The organism is Brevibacterium ammoniilyticum (genome assembly GCF_038429965.1).
Classification (GTDB): domain Bacteria; phylum Actinomycetota; class Actinomycetes; order Actinomycetales; family Brevibacteriaceae; genus Brevibacterium; species Brevibacterium ammoniilyticum.
On the sequence record NZ_BAABNP010000003.1, the window covers coordinates 102,318 to 125,488 of the forward strand.

Annotated in this window: 17 protein-coding genes; 15 read left to right on the forward strand and 2 right to left on the reverse strand. The window is 67.9% G+C overall.

Annotation, left to right across the window (positions count from 1 at the left end; translation table 11 throughout):
• Positions 1 to 135: 135 nt before the first annotated feature.
• A complete protein-coding gene (locus AAHA49_RS04275; protein ID WP_339392698.1) occupies positions 136 to 975 on the reverse strand; it encodes a class I SAM-dependent methyltransferase in 840 nt (279 codons plus the stop codon).
• 203 nt (positions 976 to 1,178) lie between these two features.
• Between AAHA49_RS04275 and rpsA the strand changes: the two genes are divergently transcribed.
• The 5 genes from rpsA (at position 1,179) to AAHA49_RS04300 (ending at position 9,001) form a co-directional block, all read left to right on the forward strand.
• Positions 1,179 to 2,657 carry a 30S ribosomal protein S1 gene (gene rpsA, locus AAHA49_RS04280; protein WP_339392697.1) on the forward strand — a complete coding sequence of 493 codons (1,479 nt, stop codon included), beginning with the start codon at positions 1,179 to 1,181 and terminating at the stop codon, positions 2,655 to 2,657.
• Positions 2,635 to 4,500, forward strand: coding sequence for a hypothetical protein (locus tag AAHA49_RS04285; protein ID WP_342037321.1), 1,866 nt, complete (start codon positions 2,635 to 2,637; stop codon positions 4,498 to 4,500). Before rpsA ends, AAHA49_RS04285 begins: the two co-directional genes overlap by 23 nt.
• Positions 4,501 to 4,543: 43 nt before the next feature.
• On the forward strand, positions 4,544 to 5,545 hold the full coding sequence (gene coaE / locus AAHA49_RS04290) for a dephospho-CoA kinase (protein WP_342037322.1): 1,002 nt from the start codon (positions 4,544 to 4,546) through the stop codon (positions 5,543 to 5,545).
• A gap of 48 nt (positions 5,546 to 5,593) precedes the next feature.
• Positions 5,594 to 7,726, forward strand: coding sequence for an excinuclease ABC subunit UvrB (gene uvrB / locus AAHA49_RS04295; protein ID WP_342037323.1), 2,133 nt, complete (start codon positions 5,594 to 5,596; stop codon positions 7,724 to 7,726).
• Between the two features lie 204 nt (positions 7,727 to 7,930).
• Positions 7,931 to 9,001 carry a TerC family protein gene (locus AAHA49_RS04300; protein WP_342037324.1) on the forward strand — a complete coding sequence of 357 codons (1,071 nt, stop codon included), beginning with the start codon at positions 7,931 to 7,933 and terminating at the stop codon, positions 8,999 to 9,001.
• Between the two features lie 78 nt (positions 9,002 to 9,079).
• Here the strand turns inward: AAHA49_RS04300 and AAHA49_RS04305 are convergent, their stop codons facing one another.
• Complete coding sequence (locus tag AAHA49_RS04305; protein WP_342037325.1) at positions 9,080 to 9,370, reverse strand: YciI family protein; 291 nt, start codon at positions 9,368 to 9,370, stop codon at positions 9,080 to 9,082.
• Between the two features lie 66 nt (positions 9,371 to 9,436).
• Between AAHA49_RS04305 and AAHA49_RS04310 the strand changes: the two genes are divergently transcribed.
• The 10 genes from AAHA49_RS04310 (at position 9,437) to secG (ending at position 23,104) form a co-directional block, all read left to right on the forward strand.
• Complete coding sequence (locus AAHA49_RS04310; protein ID WP_342037326.1) at positions 9,437 to 11,950, forward strand: DEAD/DEAH box helicase; 2,514 nt, start codon at positions 9,437 to 9,439, stop codon at positions 11,948 to 11,950.
• 39 nt (positions 11,951 to 11,989) lie between these two features.
• Entirely contained in the window at positions 11,990 to 14,869 is a 2,880-nt protein-coding gene (gene uvrA, locus AAHA49_RS04315; RefSeq protein ID WP_342037327.1) for an excinuclease ABC subunit UvrA, read from the forward strand.
• Positions 14,862 to 16,724, forward strand: coding sequence for an excinuclease ABC subunit UvrC (uvrC, locus tag AAHA49_RS04320; RefSeq protein ID WP_342037328.1), 1,863 nt, complete (start codon positions 14,862 to 14,864; stop codon positions 16,722 to 16,724). The genes uvrA and uvrC overlap by 8 nt, the downstream gene beginning before the upstream one ends.
• Positions 16,725 to 16,883: 159 nt before the next feature.
• The gene (gene rapZ / locus AAHA49_RS04325) at positions 16,884 to 17,780 is read left to right on the forward strand and encodes an RNase adapter RapZ (RefSeq protein ID WP_342037329.1); all 897 of its coding nucleotides are present in this window, start codon (positions 16,884 to 16,886) and stop codon (positions 17,778 to 17,780) included.
• A 1-nt stretch (position 17,781) separates the two neighbouring features.
• Positions 17,782 to 18,777 carry a gluconeogenesis factor YvcK family protein gene (locus AAHA49_RS04330; protein ID WP_339391555.1) on the forward strand — a complete coding sequence of 332 codons (996 nt, stop codon included), beginning with the start codon at positions 17,782 to 17,784 and terminating at the stop codon, positions 18,775 to 18,777.
• A 26-nt stretch (positions 18,778 to 18,803) separates the two neighbouring features.
• Positions 18,804 to 19,787, forward strand: a complete 984-nt coding sequence (whiA, locus tag AAHA49_RS04335) for a DNA-binding protein WhiA (protein WP_339391556.1) — start codon at positions 18,804 to 18,806, stop codon at positions 19,785 to 19,787.
• A gap of 10 nt (positions 19,788 to 19,797) precedes the next feature.
• Positions 19,798 to 20,799: a type I glyceraldehyde-3-phosphate dehydrogenase gene (gap, locus tag AAHA49_RS04340; RefSeq protein WP_342037330.1), complete on the forward strand. Its 1,002-nt coding sequence runs from the start codon at positions 19,798 to 19,800 to the stop codon at positions 20,797 to 20,799.
• Positions 20,796 to 22,016, forward strand: a complete 1,221-nt coding sequence (locus AAHA49_RS04345) for a phosphoglycerate kinase (protein WP_342037331.1) — start codon at positions 20,796 to 20,798, stop codon at positions 22,014 to 22,016. The genes gap and AAHA49_RS04345 overlap by 4 nt, the downstream gene beginning before the upstream one ends.
• A gap of 12 nt (positions 22,017 to 22,028) precedes the next feature.
• Positions 22,029 to 22,814: a triose-phosphate isomerase gene (gene tpiA, locus AAHA49_RS04350; protein WP_342037332.1), complete on the forward strand. Its 786-nt coding sequence runs from the start codon at positions 22,029 to 22,031 to the stop codon at positions 22,812 to 22,814.
• Between the two features lie 44 nt (positions 22,815 to 22,858).
• Entirely contained in the window at positions 22,859 to 23,104 is a 246-nt protein-coding gene (secG, locus tag AAHA49_RS04355) for a preprotein translocase subunit SecG (protein WP_339391560.1), read from the forward strand.
• Positions 23,105 to 23,171: the final 67 nt, after the last annotated feature.

Sequence of the window (23,171 nt, forward strand, 5' to 3'; positions counted from 1 at the left end):
CTCGACGCGTCGAAATGTGCGCTCCGGCTTGAACGAGGGTGACGTCGCCGAGGTGGCCGGCCCCCTGCGCGTCACCTGACCCTGCGCGTCACCTGTCCGCGCGCGTCGATTGCCGCACGCCACAGGCCGCGCGGCTCAGGCGTCGGGGAGGGTGGTCGAGAAGATGACGGTGCCGGGCATGAGCGCGCCGCGCAGGGGAGACCAGCCGCCCCACGCCGTCTGGTTCGACTCCGGCCACTCGGGCTCGGTGACCGAATCGATGCGGAAACCTGCAGCCACGAGCAGGCTCACCCAGTCGCCCATCGTCCGGTGGTGCTCGGCGTAGACGGGCTGGCCGTCGGCACCGATCTCGACGTACGGGGTACGGTCGAAGTACGAGTACTCGACCGTCAGACCCGATTCGCCGGGCACGTCGGGGAACATCCAGCGCATCGGATGCGTCGTGGAGAACACCCACTTCCCGCCTGGACGGACGACGCGGGCCACCTCGGCGAGCACCACCTCGGCGTCCTTGACGAACGGCAGCGCACCGTACGCGGAGAACGCGATGTCGAAGCTGTTCGAGGCGAACGGCAGGGACCGGGCGTCGGCGCGGACGAAGGTCGGGGGAGTCGCCTCGGCGGACAGCGGATTCTCCCGCTGCAGCCGGGACGCCTGCTCGAGCATGCCTGCGGACAGGTCGACGCCCGTGGCGATCGCCCCCTCCTCGGCCAGCCACCGTGAACACTGCCCGGCCCCGCACCCGACCTCGAGGATCTGGCGGCGGGCGACGTCGCCGAGGAGGTGGACGTCGGATTCGTGGATCCCCTCGGGACACCACATGAAGTCGGAGGCGCCGAGGAAGCTGCCGTGCTCGGCGAGGTACTCCTCGGCGGAGTTGTCCCAATAGCTGCGGTTGGCCCGCACCGACGCCTCTTCGTCGATGGGCAGATACCCCCCGCTGATGACCTCGGTCGAATAGCTTCCGTCGCTCATGAGTCCTCCGCGAATCGAGGGGCAGATCTCCTCGGATCCCGAGGGTGCATTCACGCCCTGAATGATGCTAGTATTGACAACCGTATGTGCGTATGCATACGAGTCCATAATCGTAATCGAGACCGGATGCGACTCCCACAGGCTGTGCAAGCACCCCAAGGGTATCGGATCCGGGACACAATTCCATCGGAGTCCCTACCTATATGACCACCACCACGCCGGAATCGGTGCAGCCGAAGCAGGTCGCTGTCAATGACATCGGAACCGCTGAGGACTTCCTCGCCGCCGTCGACGAGACGATCAAGTACTTCAACGATGGCGACATCGTCGAAGGCACCGTCGTCAAGGTCGATCGCGACGAGGTCCTCGTCGACATCGGATACAAGACGGAAGGCGTCGTCCTTTCGCGTGAACTCTCCATCAAGCACGATGTCGATCCCGGCGAAGTCGTCGAGGTCGGGGACCCCATCGAGGCACTCGTTCTCCAGAAGGAGGACAAAGAGGGCCGCCTCATGCTGTCGAAGAAGCGTGCGCAGTACGAGCGCGCCTGGGGCGACATCGAGAAGATCAAGGAAGAGGACGGCGTCGTCACCGGCACCGTCATCGAGGTCGTCAAGGGCGGCCTGATCGTCGACATCGGCCTGCGCGGCTTCCTCCCCGCCTCGCTCGTCGAGATGCGTCGCGTCCGCGACCTCGCCCCCTACATCGGGCAGCAGGTCGAGGCGAAGATCATCGAACTCGACAAGAACCGCAACAACGTCGTCCTCTCGCGCCGCGCCTGGCTCGAGCAGACCCAGTCCGAGGTCCGCCACGACTTCCTGCAGACCCTGCAGAAGGGCCAGGTCCGTCCCGGCGTCGTGTCCTCGATCGTCAACTTCGGTGCCTTCGTCGACCTCGGTGGTGTCGACGGACTCGTGCACGTCTCGGAGCTGTCCTGGAAGCACATCGATCACCCGGGTGAGGTCGTCACCGTCGGTGACGAGGTCACCGTCGAGGTCCTCGACGTCGACATGGACCGTGAGCGCGTCTCGCTCTCGCTCAAGGCGACGCAGGAAGATCCGTGGCAGCACTTCGCGCGCACCCACGTGATCGGCCAGATCGTGCCCGGCAAGGTCACCAAGCTCGTTCCGTTCGGCGCGTTCGTCCGCGTCGAGGACGGCATCGAGGGCCTCGTCCACATCTCCGAGCTCGCCGTGCGCCACGTCGACCTGCCCGAGCAGGTCGTCTCCGTCGACGAGACCATCTACGTCAAGGTCATCGACATCGACCTCGAACGCCGCCGCATCTCGCTCTCGCTCAAGCAGGCGAACGAAGGCGTCGACCCCGAGGCCGAGGAGTTCCTCGACCCGGCTCTCTACGGCATGCCGCAGGAGTACGACGAGGACGGCAACTACAAGTACCCCGAAGGCTTCGACCCCGAGACCAACGAGTGGATCGAAGGCTTCGAGGCGCAGCGCGAGGTCTGGGAGCAGCAGTACGCCGCCGCCCAGACGCGTTGGGAAGAGCACAAGAAGCAGGTCGCGAAGGCCATCGCTGCCGACGCAGAAGCCGGCGCCGCGGACACCGGCTCCGACGCCGCTCCCGCCACCGGGTCCTTCTCCTCCGAGGAGTCGGGCGACGAGGGCACGCTCGCCAGCGACGAAGCACTCGCAGCTCTGCGTGAGAAGCTTGCAGGCAGCTGACATCAGCGCTGTGAAGGGCTCCCGGTCGACCGACCGGGAGCCCTTTGCATATGCGCGCATCCGACCGTGGGCGTGGTACGCCCTCCTGCTCACCCTCGCCAGCGTCAGCGTCTTCGGGGGCGTCGCCGCCGATCCGGGCGGCCAGGTCTACGCCGGCAACGACGACTCCTCGCTCTTCATCTGGTGGCTCGGCCACGGCGCCGAGGTGCTCGCCGGCCACCTCGGATTCGGCGACGGGGTCGCGGCGAACGAGGGGTTCCTCTACACCGAAGCGATGAACGCCCTCGGCGGGGGAGTCAACGGCGCCTGGAACACCTCCCTGACCGGCATCGCGATCCTCCTGGCCCCGCTCACCTGGGTGGCGGGACCGGTGATCTCCTACAACGTCCTCATCCTCGCCATCCCCGTCCTCACCTCGCTGGCCACCGCGGTGCTCTTCACCCGCTTCCTCCGCCGGGCGCCCGCCTTCACCGCGGCCGCCGGCGTCGGGTTCTCCAGCTACACGGTCGCCCAGCTCTCCGGCCACCCCAACCTCGCGTTCGCGATCACCCCGCCGCTCGTCGCAGCCCTCGTCCTCGCGCTCCTGGCGGGTCCGCGCTCGGGCCGTCCCCGCGGCCGCCGTTTCTGGCTGCTCAGCCTCGCCCTCGGTCTCGTCCTCGCCTTCCAGTTCTACGTCTCCACCGAGGTGCTCGCCGGCACGTTCATCGCCTACCTCTGCTTCATGGTCGGCCTCGTCCTCTGCGGCCGCAGGCTGCTCTCACGGGCCGGCTGGCTGCGGCTGGGAGCCGGCGGCCTCCTCGGCGCCGGGATCGCCCTCCTGTGCGCCCTGCCGCTGCTCATCACGATGACCGGACCCAACGCGCCGGCAGGCGCCATCCGCCCGCACGGGGTGTGGAACACCGACATCCTCGACCTCGTCATCCCCGCCGGACCGACCCTGCTCGGCACCGGCGAATCCCCGCTGCGCCGGGTCATGGACATCGACACCGCCGAGATCGGCGCCTACGTCGGCATCCCCGCCCTCCTCGCGGCGCTGCTCATCGTCCTCACCCTCGGCCGGACGACGCAGTGGCGGATCCCCGTGCGCGTGGCCGCCGTGACCGGCACCCTCGTCTTCCTCCTCTCGCTCGGTTCGCCCGTGCTGCTGGGCGGGTCGATCCTGCTGCCCACCGGTCCCTTCGCACTCGTCGAAGCGATCCCCGTGCTCAACAACGTCCTGCCCATGCGCCTCGTCCTCCATTCGACGATCGCCCTGTTCGCTATCCTCGGCTGCGGACTCCAATGGGCGCTCGAGAGGCGACGGACTCCGCGCGGCATCGCCCTGCTCTGCCTCCTCGGCGTCTCGGCGGTCGTCGTCCTCCCCGGCGTCCAGCCGACCCGTGAGGTCTACGTCCCCGAGTTCTACCGCTCGACGGTCGCCGAGGTGATCCCGGAGGGCTCCGTCGTCAAGACCCTCCCGCGCCCGCTGGCCTGGGCCGAACCGCACGCGGACGAAGCGATGGTGTGGCAGGCGGTGAGCGGATTCCGGTACCAGGAGACCGGCGGCTACTTCATCGGTTCGGCCCCCGGCTCGCCCGTGACCTACGCGGCCCCCGAGGACGGCCTCGACACGGCGCTGCGCGGCAGCGTCTTCAACGGCGCACCCCTGCCGTCGGCCGACGACCCCGCCGTGGTCTCCGGCATCGAGTCCCTGCGTGCCGACGGCGTCGACTTCATCGTCATCGCCCCCGAATCGCCCTTGGCCACCGGAGGAGACGGTCAGCTCGAAGGGCTCCTCACCGAGGCGGTCGGCCCGCCGGTGTTCTCCGGCGACGGCGTCGTCGTGTTCGGCCTCGCCCAGTGAGCCGACCGCTCGCTGCGTGCCGGTCGGTGACTAAGCTGGCCCCATGCTGAGGATCGGACTGACCGGGGGAATCGGAGCGGGCAAATCGACGGTGGCAGGCCTGCTCGCCGACCGGGGAGCGGAGATCATCGACGCGGATGCGATCGCCCGCGAGGTCGTGGCCCCCGGGGAGCCGATGCTCGACGTCCTCGCCGAGGCGTTCGGAGATGACATCATCGCCGCCGACGGGGGACTCGACCGGGCCGCCCTCGCGGCCGTCGCCTTCGCCGACCCCGAATCCACGTCTCGCCTCGGCGCCCTCATGCATCCTGTCATCCGGGACCGGACCGCCGAGCGCTTCGCTGCCTCCACCGCCGAGGTGGTCGTCCACGACGTCCCCCTCCTCGTCGAGAACCATATGGAGGTCGGCTACCATCTCAGCCTCCTCGTCGACGTGCCCGCCGAGGTGCGGCTCGAGCGTCTCGTCGCGACCCGCGGCATGGACCGGACCGACGCCGAGACCCGCATCGCCCGGCAGGCCGACGACGCACAGCGACGGGCCGCGTGCGACGTCATCGTCGCCAACACGGGCACCGTGGACGCGACCGCGGTGCTCGTCGACCGGCTGTGGACCGACCGCCTGGCGCCGTTCGCCGCCAACCTCGCCGCCGCTCGGCCGGCACGCCGCGAGGCGGAGGCGACACGAGCGGAGGCGGGTGACGCCGGCTCGCACCTCGGCGGCCGCCGTGACGGGGATGTCGAGCGGCTCATCGCGAAGCTGCGCCACGGGACCGGCGAGGAGTTCCCGATCACCTCGGTGGACGGTTCGCCGACCGGGCCGATCCGGCTCGAGATCTCGGTTCCCGACGCCTCCACCGCTGAGACGCTCTCACCGCGATTGAGCGCGCTCGGCTTCCCGCCGGTCGCCGAGGGGGCCGCAGCCACCGGGCCCGACGGGGGTCCGGAGTCCACTGCCGACGTCGGTGCCGATACCGGTGCGATCTCCAGACATGCGAATGCCGACCCCGGTCTGCCCGTCGACCTCGAAGTCCGGATCGGCACGTGAGCCCGGTCCTCTGAGTCCCGTGTCAGGGCCGAGGTCTAGTCTGGTCCCATGAGCTCATCACGTCCCCTGCCCGCGATCGGGCACCGCCCGGACGTCACTCGCACGGTGGCCCCGTTCGAGGTCGTCTCCGAATACTCGCCCTCCGGCGACCAGCCCACCGCGATCGAGGAGATCTCCGAACGACTCGAATCCGGAGAGCGCGACATCGTCCTCCTCGGCGCGACCGGCACCGGCAAGTCCGCGACGACCGCGTGGCTCATCGAACAGGTCCAGCGGCCCACCCTCATCATGGCGCCGAACAAGACCCTCGCCGCCCAGCTGGCCAACGAGTTCCGGCAGCTTCTGCCGAACAACGCCGTCGAATACTTCGTCTCCTACTACGACTACTACCAGCCCGAGGCGTACGTCCCGCAGACGGACACGTTCATCGAGAAGGACTCGTCGATCAACGACGAGGTCGAACGGCTGCGGCATTCGGCGACGAACTCCCTGCTCACCCGCCGCGACGTCGTCGTCGTCTCGACGGTCTCGTGCATCTACGGCCTCGGCACCCCGGAGGAGTACGTCGACCGCATGGTCACCCTGCACAAAGGGCAGGAATGCGATCGCGACGAACTCCTCAAGCGATTCGTCTCGATGCAGTACTCCCGCAACGACATGGCGTTCACGCGTGGCACCTTCCGCGTGCGCGGGGACACCGTGGAGATCATCCCGCAGTACGAGGAGCTCGCCCTGCGCATCGAGTTCTTCGGCGACGAGATCGAATCCCTCCAGACCCTGCACCCGCTGACCGGGGAGATCATCCGCGACGAGGACACCATCCACGTCTTCCCCGCCTCCCACTACGTCGCCGGCGAGGACCGCATGGGGCGGGCGATCAGCGAGATCGAGGACGAACTGCAGTCCCGGCTCAGCGAGTTCGAGGCCCAGAACAAGCTCCTCGAAGCGCAGCGGCTGAAGATGCGCACGAGCTACGACCTCGAGATGATGGAGTCGATGGGCTTCACCTCGGGCATCGAGAACTACTCCCGTCACATCGACGGTCGCCCGGCAGGCTCTGCGCCGAACTGCCTGCTCGACTACTTCCCTGAGGACTTCCTCCTCGTCGTCGACGAGTCGCACGTCACGGTGCCCCAGATCGGCGGCATGTACGAAGGTGACATGTCCCGCAAACGCACCCTCGTCGAACACGGCTTCCGGCTGCCGAGCGCGATGGACAACCGGCCCCTGAAGTTCGACGAGTTCCGGGAGCGGGTCGGGCAGACCGTGTACCTCTCGGCGACCCCCGGCGACTTCGAACTCGACCGGGCCGAGGGCACCGTCCAGCAGATCATCCGCCCGACCGGCCTCGTCGACCCCGAGGTCGTCGTCAAACCGACGAAGGGTCAGATCGACGACCTCCTCGACGAGATCCGCACCCGCGTGGACCGCAACGAACGCGTGCTCGTGACGACGCTGACGAAGAAGATGGCCGAGGATCTCACCGACTACCTCCTCGAACACGACGTCCGCGTCCAGTACCTCCACTCCGACGTCGACACCCTGCGCCGCGTCGAACTCCTCACCGAGCTGCGCGCCGGCGAGTTCGACGTCCTCGTCGGCATCAACCTCCTCCGTGAGGGGCTCGACCTCCCGGAGGTCTCCCTCGTCGCGATCCTCGACGCCGACAAGGAGGGCTTCCTCCGGTCGACGACCTCGCTCATCCAGACGATCGGTCGCGCGGCCCGCAACGTCCACGGTGAGGTCCACATGTACGCCGACACGATCACCCGGTCGATGCGGGAGGCGATCGACGAGACGAACCGCCGGCGCGAGATCCAGATCGCGTACAACGAAGAGAACGGCATCGACCCGGCGCCGCTGGTGAAGAAGATCGCCGACATCACCGAACGCCTCCAGCGCGAGGACGCCGACACCCGCGAACTGCTCACGGAGTTCGACTACGGCAAGGGCAAGCGCGGGTACAACTCGACTCTCACCGACGAACAGCGCCAAGCCGCCTCCGGCGGCACCTCTCTGCGCCCGCCGGCCGCCGACCTCACCGAGCTCATCGAGTCGCTGACCACGCAGATGCATGCCGCGGCCGCGGAACTCCAGTTCGAACTCGCGGCCCGTCTGCGCGACGAACTCTCCGACCTCAAGAAGGAGCTGCGGGCCATGAAGGAGGTCGGCCACGCCTGAGTCCGCCGCAGTGCACCGGCGGACACGGCAAGGCGACTATACTGGTGTGGCTGGCGAAAGGGAGTATCCCGTCCATCCGCGCTCGTCACCACGACCCGCCTTCAGGGTCCGGGCGCGGAGCGCACGCCGCCGCTGAGCAAGCGGACACAGCGTGGGAGAGACTTTCGGCACGGGTACACCACACCGTCATCACGAAAGGCATCCATGGATATCCTGTCCTCCACCCTCGCCGCGGGCGGCAGCACCGCAGCGTCGAGCGGGGCCGTCATTCCGCCGTGGTTCATGATCACCTCGGGGATCATCATCGTCGCGATCCTCATCTTCGACGTGCTCCTCGTCTTCAAACGCCCCCACGTTCCCTCGATGCGGGAGGCGACCCTGTGGGTCGTGTTCTACGTCTCGCTCGCACTCATCTTCGGCGCCTCTCTGTTCTGGATCGGCGACGCCCAGCACGGCAGCGAGTTCCTCACCGGCTGGCTGCTCGAATACTCTCTGAGCGTCGACAACCTCTTCGTCTTCATCATCATCATGGGCAGCTTCCAGGTCCCCCGGAAGTACCAGCAGGAAGTCCTCATGGTGGGCATCATCATCGCCATCATCTTCCGCGGGCTCTTCATCCTCGCGGGTGCGGCGATCATCAGCGCCTTCGTCGAGGTGTTCTTCATCTTCGGCATCTTCCTCCTCTTCGTCGCCTACCGGCAGGCCTTCAGCAGCGAGGACGAAGGCGACGGCGAGAACTTCCTCATCCGCTTCCTCCGCAAGCGGATGAACATCATCGACGAGTACCACGGCAACAAGCTGCGCGTCGACATCGACGGCACGAAGTACTGGACGCCCATGTTCATCGTCTTCCTCGCCATCGGCTCGACCGACGTGATGTTCGCGCTCGACTCGATCCCGGCGATCTTCGGCGTCACCCAGGTGCCGTTCCTCGTCTTCACCGCCAACGTGTTCGCCCTCATGGGTCTGCGTCAGCTCTACTTCCTCCTCGGCGGGCTCGTCGACAAACTCGTCTACCTCCACTACGGCATCGCCGCGATCCTCGCGTTCATCGGCGTCAAGCTCTTCATCACCGCCCTCCACGAGACGGACGTCTCGTGGCTGCAGTGGGGCAAGGTCGTGCCCGAGGTGCCGACCTGGCTGTCGTTGACGTTCATCGTCGTGGCCATGGCCGTGGCGACGATCGCCTCGCTGATCAAGATGAAGAGGGACGGCAAGTCCTTCCGCGATCAGGGCCCGCAGGAATCTGAGGCCTCCCAGGGCACCGAGAGCTGATCGGCACCCTGCATCCGGACATGACAGTGCGCGGGCGGCTCAACGAGCCTCCCCCCCACGTCGTCGAGGGGAGTCGGCTCAGCCCTGGGCGAAGGGCCCGTACACCGGGGTCCACTCCCGGATGTGCGTCGCCTCGATGACGCCGATCCGGTGATACGGATCCCCGGTCAGCAGCTGCGCGACGGCATCAGGGTCCTCCGCGGAGACGATGAGCAGGCCGCCGGGCTGCGGTGTCTCATCGAGTGGACCCGAAGCGAGGATGACGCCCGCGGCGTTCTGCTCGGCCTGCCACTGCCGGTGGGCGGGCCGGTGCTCCATCCGGGTCTCCGTATCGGGGCCGTAGACATAGGTGACGGCGAATACCGGCATCTCACACTCCTGGGGTTCGTTGAATAGGATGGACATCAGTCTAAAGCGAAAGGTCTGTGCATCATCGTGACGAGGTTGCAGGAGATTCCGGCGGAGTTCGCCGACGAGGACACGATCGTCGAAGCGTTCGCCGAGTACTGCCGTGCGCTCAGCATCACACCCTACCCGGCGCAGGAGGAGGCGATGCTCGCAATCGTCACCGGGGACAACACGATCGTCGCGACCCCGACCGGTTCGGGGAAGTCGCTCGTCGCCCTCTTCGCGCTCTACGCCTCGTTCACCCGCGGCATCCGGGCCTACTACACGGCCCCGCTCAAGGCGCTCGTCAGTGAGAAGTTCTTCGCCCTCGTCGACGCCTTCGGTGCAGAGAACGTCGGCATGATCACCGGTGACACGACCGTCAACGGGGACGCCCCCGTCATCTGCGCGACCGCGGAGATCCTCGCCAACCAGGCCCTGCGCGAGGGCGGGCTCCTCGACGTCGGCATGGTCGTCATGGACGAGTTCCACTACTTCGCCGACCCCACCCGCGGCTGGGCGTGGCAGGTTCCCCTCCTCGAGATGCCGCAGACGCAGTTCGTCCTCATGTCGGCCACCCTCGGCGACACGACGGAGATCCGTCGGACCATGGAGGACACGACGGGCCGTGATTCCGCCGTCGTCACCTCGGCGTCCCGGCCCGTGCCGCTCGACTACGAGTACTCGACCGAGCCGCTCTCGGACACCCTGCGCGCCCTCATCCGCCACGACAAGGCCCCCGTCTACGTCGTCTCCTACTCCCAGTCCGGGGCCATCGATCTGGCCACCGGCCTCCTCTCCGTCGACCTCGCCACGAAGGATCAGAAGGCCCGCATCGCCGAGGCGATCAGGGGGTTCACGTTCTCCAAGGGCTTCGGTCAGACCCTGCGCCGGCTTCTCCTCCACGGCGTCGGCGTCCACCACGCGGGCATGCTCCCGAAGTACCGCCGCCTCGTCGAACGCCTCGCCCTGCAGGGCATCCTCCTCGTCATCTCCGGCACCGACACGCTCGGGGTGGGCATCAACGTCCCCATCCGCACCGTCCTGCTCACCGGCCTGACGAAGTTCGACGGACGCAAGATGCGCAGGCTCAGCGTCCGTGAGTTCCAGCAGCTCGCCGGCCGGGCGGGCCGGGCCGGGTTCGACACCCGCGGCTACGTCGTCGCCCAGGCGCCCGAACACGTCATCGAGAACCTCCGCGCGGAGGCGAAGGCGGCCAACGACGACAAGAAGCGCAAGAAGGTCAAGAAGAAGGCCGCCCCCGCCGGTTTCGTCGGCTGGTCGGAGGAGACCTTCGCGAAGCTCATCGAGTCCGAACCCGAATCCCTGCGCTCCCGGATGCGCATCGACCATTCGACGATCCTCAACCTCGTCGCCCGGCCCGGCTCCGACGTCGCGACGATCTCCCGTTTCATCGACGCGACGCATGAGAGCCGCGACCGCCACCTCGACCTCAAACTCACCGCCCTGCGCATCGGGCGCTCCCTCATCGATGCGGGCCTCATCGAAGCCCGCGGCGGCGAACTCGTGCCCACCGCCGACCTCGGCCCCCAGTTCGCCCTCAACCAGCCGCTGGCCCCGTTCGTCCTCGCCGGCCTCGACCTCCTCGACCCGGAGTCGCCGAGCTGGGCGCTCGACGTCGTCTCCCTCGTCGAGGCGACGACCCCCGTGCCGTTCACGATCCTCAAGGGCCAGCTCGACCGGATCAAACGGGAGACCCTGGCCGAGCTCAAGGCGGAGGGACTCGACTACCCGGAGAGGATGGCGATCCTCGACGAGGTCGAGGGCCCGAAGCCGCTGGCCGATATCCTCGTCCCCGCCTTCGAGCACTTCGTCGCAGCCCATCCGTGGCTGCGGGCCGGTGACTTCGAACCGAAGTCGATCGTGCGGGACATGATCGAGCAGGCGATGGGCTTCACCCAGTTCGTCGGCTACTACGGGCTCGCCCGTGCCGAAGGCAGTCTGCTGCGCTACCTCACCGACGTCTACCGGGCGCTCACCCACAACGTCCCCGCCGACCGCCGCGGTGAGGAGCTGCAGGAGATCATCGAATGGCTGGGGGAGACGGTGGCCCGCACCGACTCCTCGCTCATCGACGAATGGCGCACCCTGCAGGGTCTGAGCCCCACCGACACCGACTTCGGGGAGCTGCCCGACCTCGAGCGTCGGTTCTCGGAGAACACGAAGCTCTTCACCGCCGAGATCCGCAATGCGCTCTTCCACCGGGTGCTGCTGGCCGAACGCGGCGACTACGACGAGCTCGGCCGCCTCGACGCGGAGTCCGGGTTCGACAAGGCGGCCTGGGAGGAGGCCATCGAGGACTTCTACGACGAGTACGGCGACCTCCTCATCGACCAGGCCGCGCGCGGCCGGGAATTTATCGACATCGTTCCCGGTTCGACTGTCTGGGCCGTCCGGCAGATCCTCTCCGATCCAGACGGCAACCGCGACTGGGCCATCGACGCCGAGGTGGACGTCGCGGCCAGTGACGACACCGGTGACATCGTGGTGCGGATCACGGCGGTCGGAGAGATCGACAGCACCCATGCGCGGGCGGAGTAGTCGCCCGTGTCAGGGCCGAGTAATACAGTGGATCAGGTGATGAGAACGAACAGTGCGACCAGTGCTCAGACGCCCTCCGGCGTGTCCCATCTCGACACGCTGTGGGTCAAAGGCGCCCGCGCGCACAACCTCAAGAACGTCGAGATCGCCCTGCCGCGGGACTCGATGGTCGTCTTCACCGGCCTCTCGGGCTCGGGCAAGTCGTCCCTGGCCTTCGACACGATCTTCGCCGAGGGGCAGCGCCGCTACGTCGAGTCCCTGTCCTCGTACGCGCGGATGTTCCTCGGCCAGATGGACAAACCCGACGTCGACTTCATCGAGGGACTGTCCCCGGCGGTGTCGATCGACCAGAAGTCGACCTCCCGCAACCCGCGGTCGACGGTCGGCACGATCACCGAGATCTACGACTTCCTCCGCCTGCTGTGGGCGCGCATCGGCGTCCCGCACTGTCCGATCTGCGGCGAGGTGATCACGAAGCAGACCCCGCAGCAGATCGTCGACCAGCTCCTCGAGCTGCCGGAGCGGACGAAGTTCCTCGTCCTCGCCCCCGTCGTGCGGCTGCGCAAGGGCGAGTTCGTCGACCTCTTCACGGACCTGCAGACGAAGGGCTTCTCCCGCGCCATCGTCGACGGCGAGCAGATCAGCCTGAGCGATCCGCCGACCCTGGACAAGAAGTACAAGCACACGATCTCCGTCGTCGTCGACCGCCTCGTCGCGAAGGACGGCATGCGCCCGCGTCTGACCGACTCGGTCGAGACGGCGCTCGGCCTCGCCGACGGCCGCATCGACGTCGACCTCGTCGACGAAGGGGTGACGCGGACGTTCTCCGAGCACATGTCGTGCCCGAACGAGCACCCGCTGACGATCGACGAGATCGAACCCCGCACGTTCTCCTTCAACTCGCCCTTCGGCGCGTGCCCGACATGCGACGGCATCGGCACCCGCCTCCAGGTCGACGAGAGCCTCGTCGTCCCCGATGAGGACCTCAGCCTCGGCGAGGGGGCGATCGCGCCCTGGTCGGGCGGCAAACAGGTGACGAAGTACTTCAACCGTCTGCTCACCGGGCTCGGCAACGAGCTCGGCTTCACCCTCAAGACGCCGTGGAAGGACCTCACGAGCGCCCAGCGCACCGCGATACTGACCGGCAAGGACTACGAGGTCCACGTCAAGTACAAGAACCGGTTCGGGCGGGAGCGGACGTACTCGACGGGGTTCGAAGGCGTCTTCCAGTACATCCAGCGCAAACACGACGAGACCGAATCGGACTGGTCGCGTGAGCGCTACGAGTCGTACATGCGCGAGATCCCGTGCGCGAGCTGCCACGGCACCCGTCTCAAACCCGAAGCGCTGGCCGTCAGGGTCGGGGACCGGTCGATCGCCGAGGTCGCCGAACTCGCCCTCGACGAGGCCGCCGACTTCCTCTCCGCACTCGAGCTCTCCGGTCGCGACGCCGCCGTGGCCGCACAGGTGATGAAGGAGATCAACGCCCGCCTCGGCTTCCTCCTCGACGTCGGACTCGAATACTTGAGCCTCAACCGGGCCGCCGGCACCCTGTCCGGCGGTGAGGCACAGCGCATCCGTCTGGCCACGCAGATCGGCTCCGGGCTCGTCGGCGTCCTCTACGTCCTCGACGAACCCTCGATCGGCCTCCACCAGCGCGACAATCGGCGCCTCATCGACACGCTCATCAAACTCCGCGACCTCGGCAACACGCTCATCGTCGTCGAACACGACGAGGACACGATCGCCGCCGCCGACTGGATCGTCGACATCGGCCCCGGCGCCGGCGAACACGGGGGAGAGGTCATCTACTCCGGTCCCGTGCCCGGGCTCAAGGACGCGGACCGTTCGATCACCGGCGCGTACCTCGACGGGCGCAAGGCGATCGCGATCCCCAGCCACCGCCGGCCCATCGATCCCGAGCGGATGGTCACGGTCGAGAAGGCGAGCGAGAACAACCTCCGCGACATCACCGTCTCCGTACCCCTCGGCGTCCTCACCGCCGTCACGGGCGTCTCGGGTTCGGGCAAGTCGACGCTGGTCAACGAGATCCTCTACACGCAGATGGCGAACGTCCTCAACGGGGCCTCCCGGGTGCCGGGCCGGCACAAGCGGGTGACCGGGCTGGAGAACCTCGACAAGGTCGTCCACGTCGACCAGTCCCCGATCGGTCGCACCCCGCGGTCGAACCCGGCGACGTACACCGGCGTGTTCGACCACATCCGCCGCCTGTTCGCGGAGACCGAGTCGGCGAAGGTCCGCGGCTACCAGCCGGGCCGCTTCTCCTTCAACGTCAAGGGCGGGCGCTGCGAGAACTGCAGCGGCGACGGCACGATCAAGATCGAGATGAACTTCCTCCCCGACGTCTACGTCCCCTGCGAGGTCTGCGGGGGAGCCCGGTACAACAGGGAGACCCTCGAGGTGACGTTCAAGGGGAAGACCATCGCCGAGGTGCTCGACATGCCCATCGAGGAGGCCGCGGAGTTCTTCGCCGCGATCCCCGCGATCTCACGGCACCTGACGACGCTCGTCGACGTCGGCCTCGGCTACGTCCGCCTCGGACAGCCCGCGACGACCCTGTCCGGCGGTGAGGCGCAGCGCGTCAAACTCGCCGCGGAGCTGCAGAAGCGCTCCCGCGGCCGCACCGTCTACGTCCTCGACGAACCGACGACGGGACTCCACTTCGAGGACATCTCGAAGCTCCTCCACGTCCTCCAGGGGCTCGTCGAGAAGGGCAACTCGGTCATCGTCATCGAGCACAACCTCGACGTCATCGCCAACGCCGACCACGTCATCGACCTCGGTCCCGAAGGCGGACGCGGCGGCGGCCAGGTCGTCGCCGAGGGCACCCCGGAACAGGTCGCGAAGAACCCGAAGAGCCACACCGGGCGCTTCCTCGCAGAGATGCTCGATGGCTGACCCGAGCAGCTATCGTCCGGCCACGGGCAGCATCCCCACCTCCCCGGGGGTGTACAAGTTCCGCGACCCCGACCGGCGGGTGATCTACGTCGGCAAGGCGAAGAACCTCCGCAATCGGCTCAACTCGTACTTCTCCAACCCGGCCGGGCTCCACCCGCGGACCTCGACGATGGTCCACACCGCCGCCTCGGTGGAATGGACCGTCGTCGACACCGAGGTCGAAGCGCTCCAGCTCGAGTGGACGTGGATCAACGAATACAACCCGCGGTTCAACGTCATGTTCCGCGACGACAAGTCCTACCCGTACCTCGCGATCACGATGAACGACGAAGTGCCGCGCGCCTTCATCACCCGCGGCAAACGCCGTAAGGGAGTGAGGTACTTCGGGCCCTTCGGCCAGGTGTGGGCGATCCGGGAGACCCTCGACCTCCTGCTCAAGGCGTTTCCCATGCGCACGTGCACCCCTGGCGTGTACCGGCGGGCCGAACGCAGCGGACGCCCGTGCCTGCTCGGCTACATCGACAAATGCTCCGCGCCGTGCGTGGGCAGCATCAGCATCGAGGACCACCGGGAGCTCGCCCGCGGCGTCGTCGACTTCATGTCCGGCAGCACCGGCCGCTTCATCAGCGAACGGAAGAAGGAGATGGCCGAGGCCGCGGCCGAACTCGACTACGAGCAGGCGGCGCGTCTGCGCGACGAGCTCACGGCCCTGCAGAAGGTCCTCGACAAGTCCGCCGTCGTCCTCTCGATCTCCGCCGACTGCGACATCTTCGCCCTCGTCACCGAGGAGCTCGAAGCCTCCGTCCAGGTCTTCCACGTCCGCGGCGGACGCATCCGCGGCCAGCGCGGCTGGATCATCGAACGCTCCGACGACCACGGTCCGGCCGAACTCACCACGGACTACCTCCGGCAGGCGTACACGGGCCTCGACGCCGAGGCGATCCCGAAGGAGATCCTCGTCGACACCGTGCCCTCCGACCTCGACTCCCTCGAGAGCTGGCTGAGTCGGCAGCGGGGCTCGAAGGTCACCGTGCGCGTGCCCGAACGCGGCGAGAAGCGGGCCGCGCTCGAGACCGTGGCGAAGAACGCGAAGGAAGCCCTCGTCCAGCACAAGCTCAAGCGCTCCTCGGACCTGACCACCCGCAGCACGGCGCTCAAGGAGATCCAGGACCACCTCGGCCTGCCCGAAGCACCCCTGCGCATCGAATGCATCGACATCTCCCACACGCAGGGCTCGAACGTCGTCGCGAGCCTCGTCGTCTTCGAAGACGGACTGGCGAAGAAGCGCGACTACCGGCACTTCGCAATCCACGGCGAGGCGGCCACGGATGATACGGCGTCGATGTACGACGTCGTCTCCCGCCGCTTCAGCCGCTACCTCGAGCAGATGGCCTCCGACGAACCCGACGACCGCTTCGGCTACCGTCCGAGCCTCCTCGTCGTCGACGGTGCCGGACCCCAGGTGGCCGCCGCCACGAGGGCATTGTCGGACCTCGGCATCGTCGACATCTCCGTCGTCGGGCTCGCCAAGCGCCTCGAGGAGGTGTGGGTGCCCGACGATCCGTTCCCCGTCATCCTGCCGCGCAACTCCGAAGGGCTCTTCCTCATGCAGCGCCTGCGCGACGAAGCCCACCGGTTCGCGATCACCTACCACCGGTCGAAGCGGGCGAAGGCGATGACGAGCTCCGTGCTCGATGCGATCCCCGGCCTCGGCGAGTCCAAACGCACGGCGCTGCTCAGGCACTTCGGGTCGGTGAAGAAGACGCGGGCGGCGAGCATCGAGGAAATCACCGCGGTCAAGGGCATCGGCCCGGCGCTCGCGGAGAAGATCGCCGCCGCCCTCCGCGAGGGCTGACCCCAACGCGCGGTCCGGGCACGGGTCCCACCTGACTCCGTGTGCACGGAGGCGAGTGCTCTACAGTAGTGTCGAATCAGATCGACCGGTGTCGAGACGGATCGGCCGACCCCGAGTCGGCTCGACGAGTCTCGCACCCCACCGACCCGAGGAGGACGCATGAGCACACCTGCCGACGCGAACGGTGCCGAGCATCCCATCGAGGTCGTGCTCGTCACCGGCATGTCCGGTGCCGGCCGGACGACCGTGGCCAACGTCCTCGAGGACCTCGACTGGTATGTCGTGGACAACCTGCCGCCGCAGATGATGCGCCCGCTCGTCGAACTCGTCGCCCGCGCCGACGGCGCGGTGCCGAAGATCGCGATCGTCACCGATTCGAAGGGTCGGGCGAAGTACGCCGAGGTCGAGGATACGATCTCCGACTTCCTCGACCAGGGACTGTCCCTGCGCATCCTCTTCCTCGACGCCGCCGACGAGGTCCTCGTCCGCCGCTTCGAATCGACCAGACGTCCGCACCCCCTGCAGGGCGAGGGCACACTCCTCGACGGGATCGAAGCCGAACGCGAAGCTCTCGAATCCCTCAAACACCGTGCCGACATCATCATCGACACCTCCGATCTCAACGTCCACCAGCTCGGCTCCGAGGTGCGCAAACGCTTCAGCGCCGACGACGCGCCCCCGCTGCGGCTGACGGTGATGAGCTTCGGCTTCAAGTACGGACTGCCCAAGGACGCCGACAACGTCGCCGATGTGCGGTTCCTGCCCAACCCGTACTGGATTCCCCACCTGCGCGGACACAACGGCCTCGACTCCGATGTCGCGGACTTCGTGCTCGGGCAGAACGGCGCCGAGGAGTTCATCGACCGCTACACCGCAACCCTCGACACGATCGCCCAGGGCTACCTCCACGAGGGTCGCAGCTATGCGCTCATCGGCATCGGCTGCACGGGCGGCAAGCACCGGTCGGTGGCGATCAGCGAACGCATCGCCAAGGGCCTCGAGGCCCGCACCGGCATCCCCGTCACCGTGCGCCACCGCGACCTGGGGAGGGAGTGAGATGGAGACCGAGGATCTCCCGCAGATCACCCCCACGGTGATCAACAAGGGGCCGAAGATCGTCTCCTTCGGAGGCGGCCACGGCCTCTACGCCGCCCTGCGCGCCTTCCGGCTGCTCACGGAGTCGCTCACCGCCGTCGTCACCGTCGCCGACGACGGCGGCTCCTCCGGTCGCCTCCGCGACGAACTCGGGGGACTGCCGCCCGGTGACCTGCGCATGGCGCTGGCCGCGCTGTGCGACGACGGCAACTGGGGTCGGACGTGGCGCGACGTCATCCAGCACCGCTTCGACTCCGAAGGCGAACTCAACGGCCACGCCGTCGGCAACCTCCTCATCGCCGCCCTCTGGCAGATCCACGGCGACCATGTCGCCGGCCTCGACTGGATGGCCAAGCTGCTGCGCGCCCACGGGCGCGTGCTGCCGATGTCCTCGGTGCCGCTGACGATCGAGGCCGACGTCCAGTTCCCCGGTTCCTTCCAGGTCGTCCGCGGGCAGTCCGTGCTCGCCTCGACCCGCGGCCACGTCGAATCCGTGCGCCTCGACCCGGCGGATCCGCCCGCCCGCTACGAGACCGTCGAAGCCGTCGCCGAGGCGGACGTGCTCAACCTCGGACCCGGCTCCTGGTACACCTCGGTGATGCCGCACCTGCTCGTGCCCTCGCTGGCCGACGCGATCGTGCGCTCCTCGGCGGTGAAATCCCTCACGCTCAACCTCTCCGCCTCCGACGGCGAGACCCGTGACCTCAGTCTCGGTGCGCACCTCGCCTCGCTCCACCGTCACGCCCCCGCCCTGCGCCTGGACTACGTCCTCGTCGACGAGGCGACGATCGGCATCGAACCGGAGCTCGAAGCCCACGCGAGGGAGATGTTCGGCGCGAAGCTGCGGGTCCATCCGCTCAGCTCCCGGAGGGCCGGTCAGCATGACAGCCTCAAGCTTGCGGCATGTTACCGTGACATGTTGATCGACGCTGGCATCGGCGTCGACGAGCAGTGGTAGGACTCATCCGTGCAGGAGGACGAACAATGGCATTGACCGCTCAGGTCAAGGACGAGCTCGCGAGGGTGAAGATCACACGCACCTCGGCTCGGAAGGCCGAAGTGTCCTCGATCTTCCGCTTCTCCTCCGCCCTCCACCTCGTCAACGGCTCGATCGTGCTCGAAGCCGAACTCGACACCGCGCAGGCCGCGAAGCGCCTGCGCAGCGAGATCAAGGACCTCTACGGACAGTTCGCGGACATCGTCGTCATCAACGCCGCCGGGCTGCGCAGGTCCAACCGCTACCTGCTGCGCGTCACGCGCGACGGGGGAGCCCTGGCCCGGCAGACCGGTCTCGTCGACAATCGGGGCCGTCCCGTGCGCGGACTGCCCTCGGCGATCGTCAACGGCTCCGTCGCCGACGCCGAGGCGGCCTGGCGCGGCGCGTTCCTCTCCCACGGCTCGCTCACCGAACCCGGTCGCTCCTCGGCCCTCGAGGTCACCTGCCCGGGACCCGAGGCCGCCCTCGCCCTCGTCGGGGCCGCCCGCCGTCTCGGGCTGAGCGCGAAGGCCCGCGAGGTCCGCGGCGTCGACCGCGTCGTGATCCGCGACGGCGACGACATCGCCGCCCTGCTCACCCGCATGGGATCGCACAACGCCGTCCTCGTGTGGGAGGAGCGGCGCATGCGCCGCGAGGTCCGTGCCACCGCCAACCGGCTGGCGAACTTCGACGATGCGAACCTGCGCCGCTCGGCTCGTGCCGCCGTGGCCGCCGGCGCCCGCGTCGAACGGGCACTCGAGATCCTCGGCGAGGACGTCCCCGAGCACCTGCGATATGCGGGACAGCTGCGCGTCACCCACAAACAGGCCTCGCTCGAAGAGCTCGGGCAGCTCGCCGACCCGCCGATGACGAAGGACGCCGTGGCCGGTCGGATCCGCCGCCTGCTGTCCACGGCGGACAAGCGGGCCGAAGAATTGGGAATTCCTGGGACTGAAGCCAGTCTCACCCCCGACATGCTCGAGGACCGCTAGGATCGCAGGCATGAGACGAATCGCAGTCAACGGCTTCGGCCGCATCGGTCGCGCCCTCTTCCGCCTGTCCCTCGAACCCGGTGCCGACTTCGAGGTCGTCGCCATCAACGACCTCACCGACACCGCGACGCTGGCCCACCTGCTCGCCTACGACTCCGTGTGGCCGCGCTTCGACCACACCGTCGAAGCGGGGGAGAACTCCCTCATCGTCGACGGCCGCGAGATCGCGGTGTTCTCCGAATCCAACCCCGCCGACATCGACTGGACGTCGAAGGACGTCGAACTCGTCGTCGAATCCACGGGCATCTTCACCCGCCGCGACCAGGCCGAGGCCCACCTCGGCGGGTCCGTGAAGACCGTCGTCCTCTCCGCCCCCGGCAAGGACGTCGACGCGACCTTCGTCATGGGCGTCAACGAGGACACGTACGACCCGGACAAACACGAGGTCGTCTCGAACGCCTCGTGCACGACGAACTGCATGGCCACCGTCGTCAAGGCCCTCGACGACGCGATCGGCGTCGAATCGGGACTGCTCAACACCGTCCACGCCTACACCGGCGACCAGAAGCTCGTCGACGGACCCCACCGGGACCTGCGCCGGGCCCGGGCCGCGGCGATCAACATCGTGCCCACGACCACGGGCGCCGCCCGCACCGTCGGCAAGGTCATGCCCCACCTCGAGGGCAAGCTCGACGGCTTCGCGATCCGCGTGCCCGTGCCCGCCGGATCGATCATCGACTTCACGTTCACCCCGAAGAAGCCGGTCACCCGCGACGAGGTCAACGCGATCCTCAAGTCCGCAGCGGAAGCCTCGCCCTACCTCGACTACACCGAGGCCGCCCTCGTGTCCACTGACATCGTCGGCACCACCGCCTCGGCGATCGCCGACTCCGAACTCACCATGGTCTTGGGCGACCAGGTCAAGGTCGTCGCGTGGTACGACAACGAATGGGGCTACTCGAACCGGCTCAAGGACATGGTCAGCTACCTGCTCAGCGAAAGGCCCCAATGAGGACATTCACCGACCCGTCGATCTTCGCGCACCGCACGGTGCTCGTCCGCAGCGATCTCAACGTCCCCATGGACGGGACGACGATCACCGACAACGGCCGGGTGCTCGCGTCGGCGGGCACGATCCGCGCACTCGCCGAGGCGGGGGCCAGGGTCATCGTCATCTCCCACCTCGGCCGTCCGGGAGGGGCACCCGATCCGCACTTCTCGCTGGCCCCGGTGGCCGGTGAGCTCGCCGCGGCGATCGGCCGCGACGTCGCCTTCGCCTCGGACACGGTCGGTGAGGATGCGAAGGCGAAGGTCGCCCGACTCAACGACGGTGACGTGCTCCTCCTCGAGAACCTCCGGTTCAACCCGGAGGAGACCTCGAAGGACGAAAGCGAACGTCGCGAGTTCGCGAGCCGACTCGCGGCCTTCGCCGACGACTTCGTCTCCGACGGGTTCGGCGTCGTCCACCGCAAGCAGGCTTCGGTGTACGAACTCGCCGAGCTCCTCCCGCACTATGCGGGCTCCCTCGTCCAGGCCGAGGTCGAGGTCAGCGACCGCCTCCTCAACTCTCCCGAGCGTCCCTTCACCGTCGTCCTCGGCGGATCGAAGGTCTCCGACAAGCTCGGGGTCATCGACAACCTCATCGCCCGCGCCGACAACCTCCTCATCGGCGGCGGCATGGTCTTCACCTTCCTCGCAGCGCTCGGCCACGACATCGGCTCCAGCCTCGTCGAGAAGGACCGGATCGACGACGTCAAGGGCTACCTGGAGCGGGCCGAGGCCGGCGGTGCGCGCATCCTCCTGCCCACCGACATCGTCATGGCCGCATCGTTCGCCCCCGACGCCGACCACTGGGTGCGCCCGGTCGACGCCCTCGAGGACACCCCGGCAGGCGCCGCAGGCCTCGGCCTCGACATCGGACCCGACACCGCCGCCGCCTACGCCGAGGTGATCCTCGGCTCGAAGACGGTGTTCTGGAACGGCCCCATGGGCGTCTTCGAGTTCCCCGCGTTCGCTGCGGGGACGAAGACCGTCGCCGCCGCGCTCACCGCCTCGGCGGACGGTGCGGTCGCGGACCGGCTCACCGTGGTCGGCGGCGGGGACTCGGCCGCCGCAGTGCGGGCACTCGGCTTCTCGGACGACGAGTTCGGCCACATCTCCACCGGGGGCGGGGCGAGCCTCGAGTACCTCGAAGGCAAGACCCTGCCCGGCATCGAAGCTCTCGCGTGAGGACTGACCACCATGACTGACCGCACCCTGCTGCTCGCCGGCAACTGGAAGATGAACCACGACCACCTCGAAGCGATCTCGACCGTGCAGAAGCTCGCGTGGGCGCTTGAGGACGCGAAGCTCGACGACTCGCAGTGCGAAGTCGTCGTCGTCCCGCCCTTCACCGACATCCGTTCGGTGCAGACCCTCGTCCAGGGCGACAAGCTGTGGCTGCGCTACGGCGCCCAGGACGTCTCCCGGCACGAACCCGGCGCTCACACCGGTGAGATCGCCGCGACGTTCCTCGCCCGGCTCGGCTGCACGTACGTCGTCGTCGGCCACAGCGAACGCCGGGCCGACAACCACGAGACGAACGACGTCGTCGCGGCGAAGGTCAAAGCGGCCCTCGGCCACGATCTGCTCCCGATCCTCTGCGTCGGCGAATCGCTGGCCCAGCGCGAGGAGGGCACCCACGTCGACTTCACCCTCACCCAGCTCGAGGAGTCCCTCGACGGTCTCGGCGCCGAGGACCTCCAGGGCCTCGTCGTCGCCTACGAACCCGTGTGGGCGATCGGCACGGGCAAGACCGCGACCGCGGAGGACGCTGCCGAGATGGCCACGGCCATCCGCGCCCGGCTGCGCGAACGCTACGGCGACGCCCTCGCCGACTCGACGCGCATCCTCTACGGCGGCTCCGTGAAGACGGACAACGTCGCCGACATCCTCGTCTCCGACGACGTCGACGGCGCACTCGTCGGGGGAGCGAGCCTGAGCGGGCCCGACTTCGCCGCTTTGTGCAAGGCCGCGGTGGGCAAGTAGACTGAACTGCAAATCCTCTGACAGAAACACAGGTTGAACTCGACGTGGAAATCCTCACCTACGTACTCATCGGCGTGCTCGTCCTCACGAGCATCTTCCTCACCCTGCTCATCCTCATGCACAAGGGCAAGGGCGGCGGCATGTCCGACATGTTCGGCGGCGGCATGTCGTCCTCGCTCGGATCCTCGGGCGTGGCCGAACGCAACCTCAACCGGTTCACCGCCCTGATGGCGATCGTCTGGGGTGCCTCGATCATCCTCCTCGGACTCATCACGCGCTTCAGCAGCTGAGCCGCCCCGCCGGCGGCGCAGCACAGACAGCGCAACGCAGACAGCAGAGGCCCTCACCGTCACCGGT

What these genes read in the sequence shown, in the direction of transcription:
- gap (WP_342037330.1), top strand. Translation starts at nt 19,798, where the DNA reads ATGAGACGAATCGCAGTCAACGGCTTCGGCCGCATCGGTCGCGCCCTC.
- AAHA49_RS04305 (WP_342037325.1), bottom strand. Translation starts at nt 9,370, where the DNA reads ATGCCGGTATTCGCCGTCACCTATGTCTACGGCCCCGATACGGAGACC.
- AAHA49_RS04345 (WP_342037331.1), top strand. Translation starts at nt 20,796, where the DNA reads ATGAGGACATTCACCGACCCGTCGATCTTCGCGCACCGCACGGTGCTC.
- uvrA (WP_342037327.1), top strand. Translation starts at nt 11,990, where the DNA reads ATGAGAACGAACAGTGCGACCAGTGCTCAGACGCCCTCCGGCGTGTCC.
- AAHA49_RS04275 (WP_339392698.1), bottom strand. Translation starts at nt 975, where the DNA reads ATGAGCGACGGAAGCTATTCGACCGAGGTCATCAGCGGGGGGTATCTG.
- rapZ (WP_342037329.1), top strand. Translation starts at nt 16,884, where the DNA reads ATGAGCACACCTGCCGACGCGAACGGTGCCGAGCATCCCATCGAGGTC.
- AAHA49_RS04300 (WP_342037324.1), top strand. Translation starts at nt 7,931, where the DNA reads ATGGATATCCTGTCCTCCACCCTCGCCGCGGGCGGCAGCACCGCAGCG.
- coaE (WP_342037322.1), top strand. Translation starts at nt 4,544, where the DNA reads ATGCTGAGGATCGGACTGACCGGGGGAATCGGAGCGGGCAAATCGACG.
- rpsA (WP_339392697.1), top strand. Translation starts at nt 1,179, where the DNA reads ATGACCACCACCACGCCGGAATCGGTGCAGCCGAAGCAGGTCGCTGTC.
- uvrC (WP_342037328.1), top strand. Translation starts at nt 14,862, where the DNA reads ATGGCTGACCCGAGCAGCTATCGTCCGGCCACGGGCAGCATCCCCACC.
- uvrB (WP_342037323.1), top strand. Translation starts at nt 5,594, where the DNA reads ATGAGCTCATCACGTCCCCTGCCCGCGATCGGGCACCGCCCGGACGTC.
- AAHA49_RS04330 (WP_339391555.1), top strand. Translation starts at nt 17,782, where the DNA reads ATGGAGACCGAGGATCTCCCGCAGATCACCCCCACGGTGATCAACAAG.
- tpiA (WP_342037332.1), top strand. Translation starts at nt 22,029, where the DNA reads ATGACTGACCGCACCCTGCTGCTCGCCGGCAACTGGAAGATGAACCAC.
- whiA (WP_339391556.1), top strand. Translation starts at nt 18,804, where the DNA reads ATGGCATTGACCGCTCAGGTCAAGGACGAGCTCGCGAGGGTGAAGATC.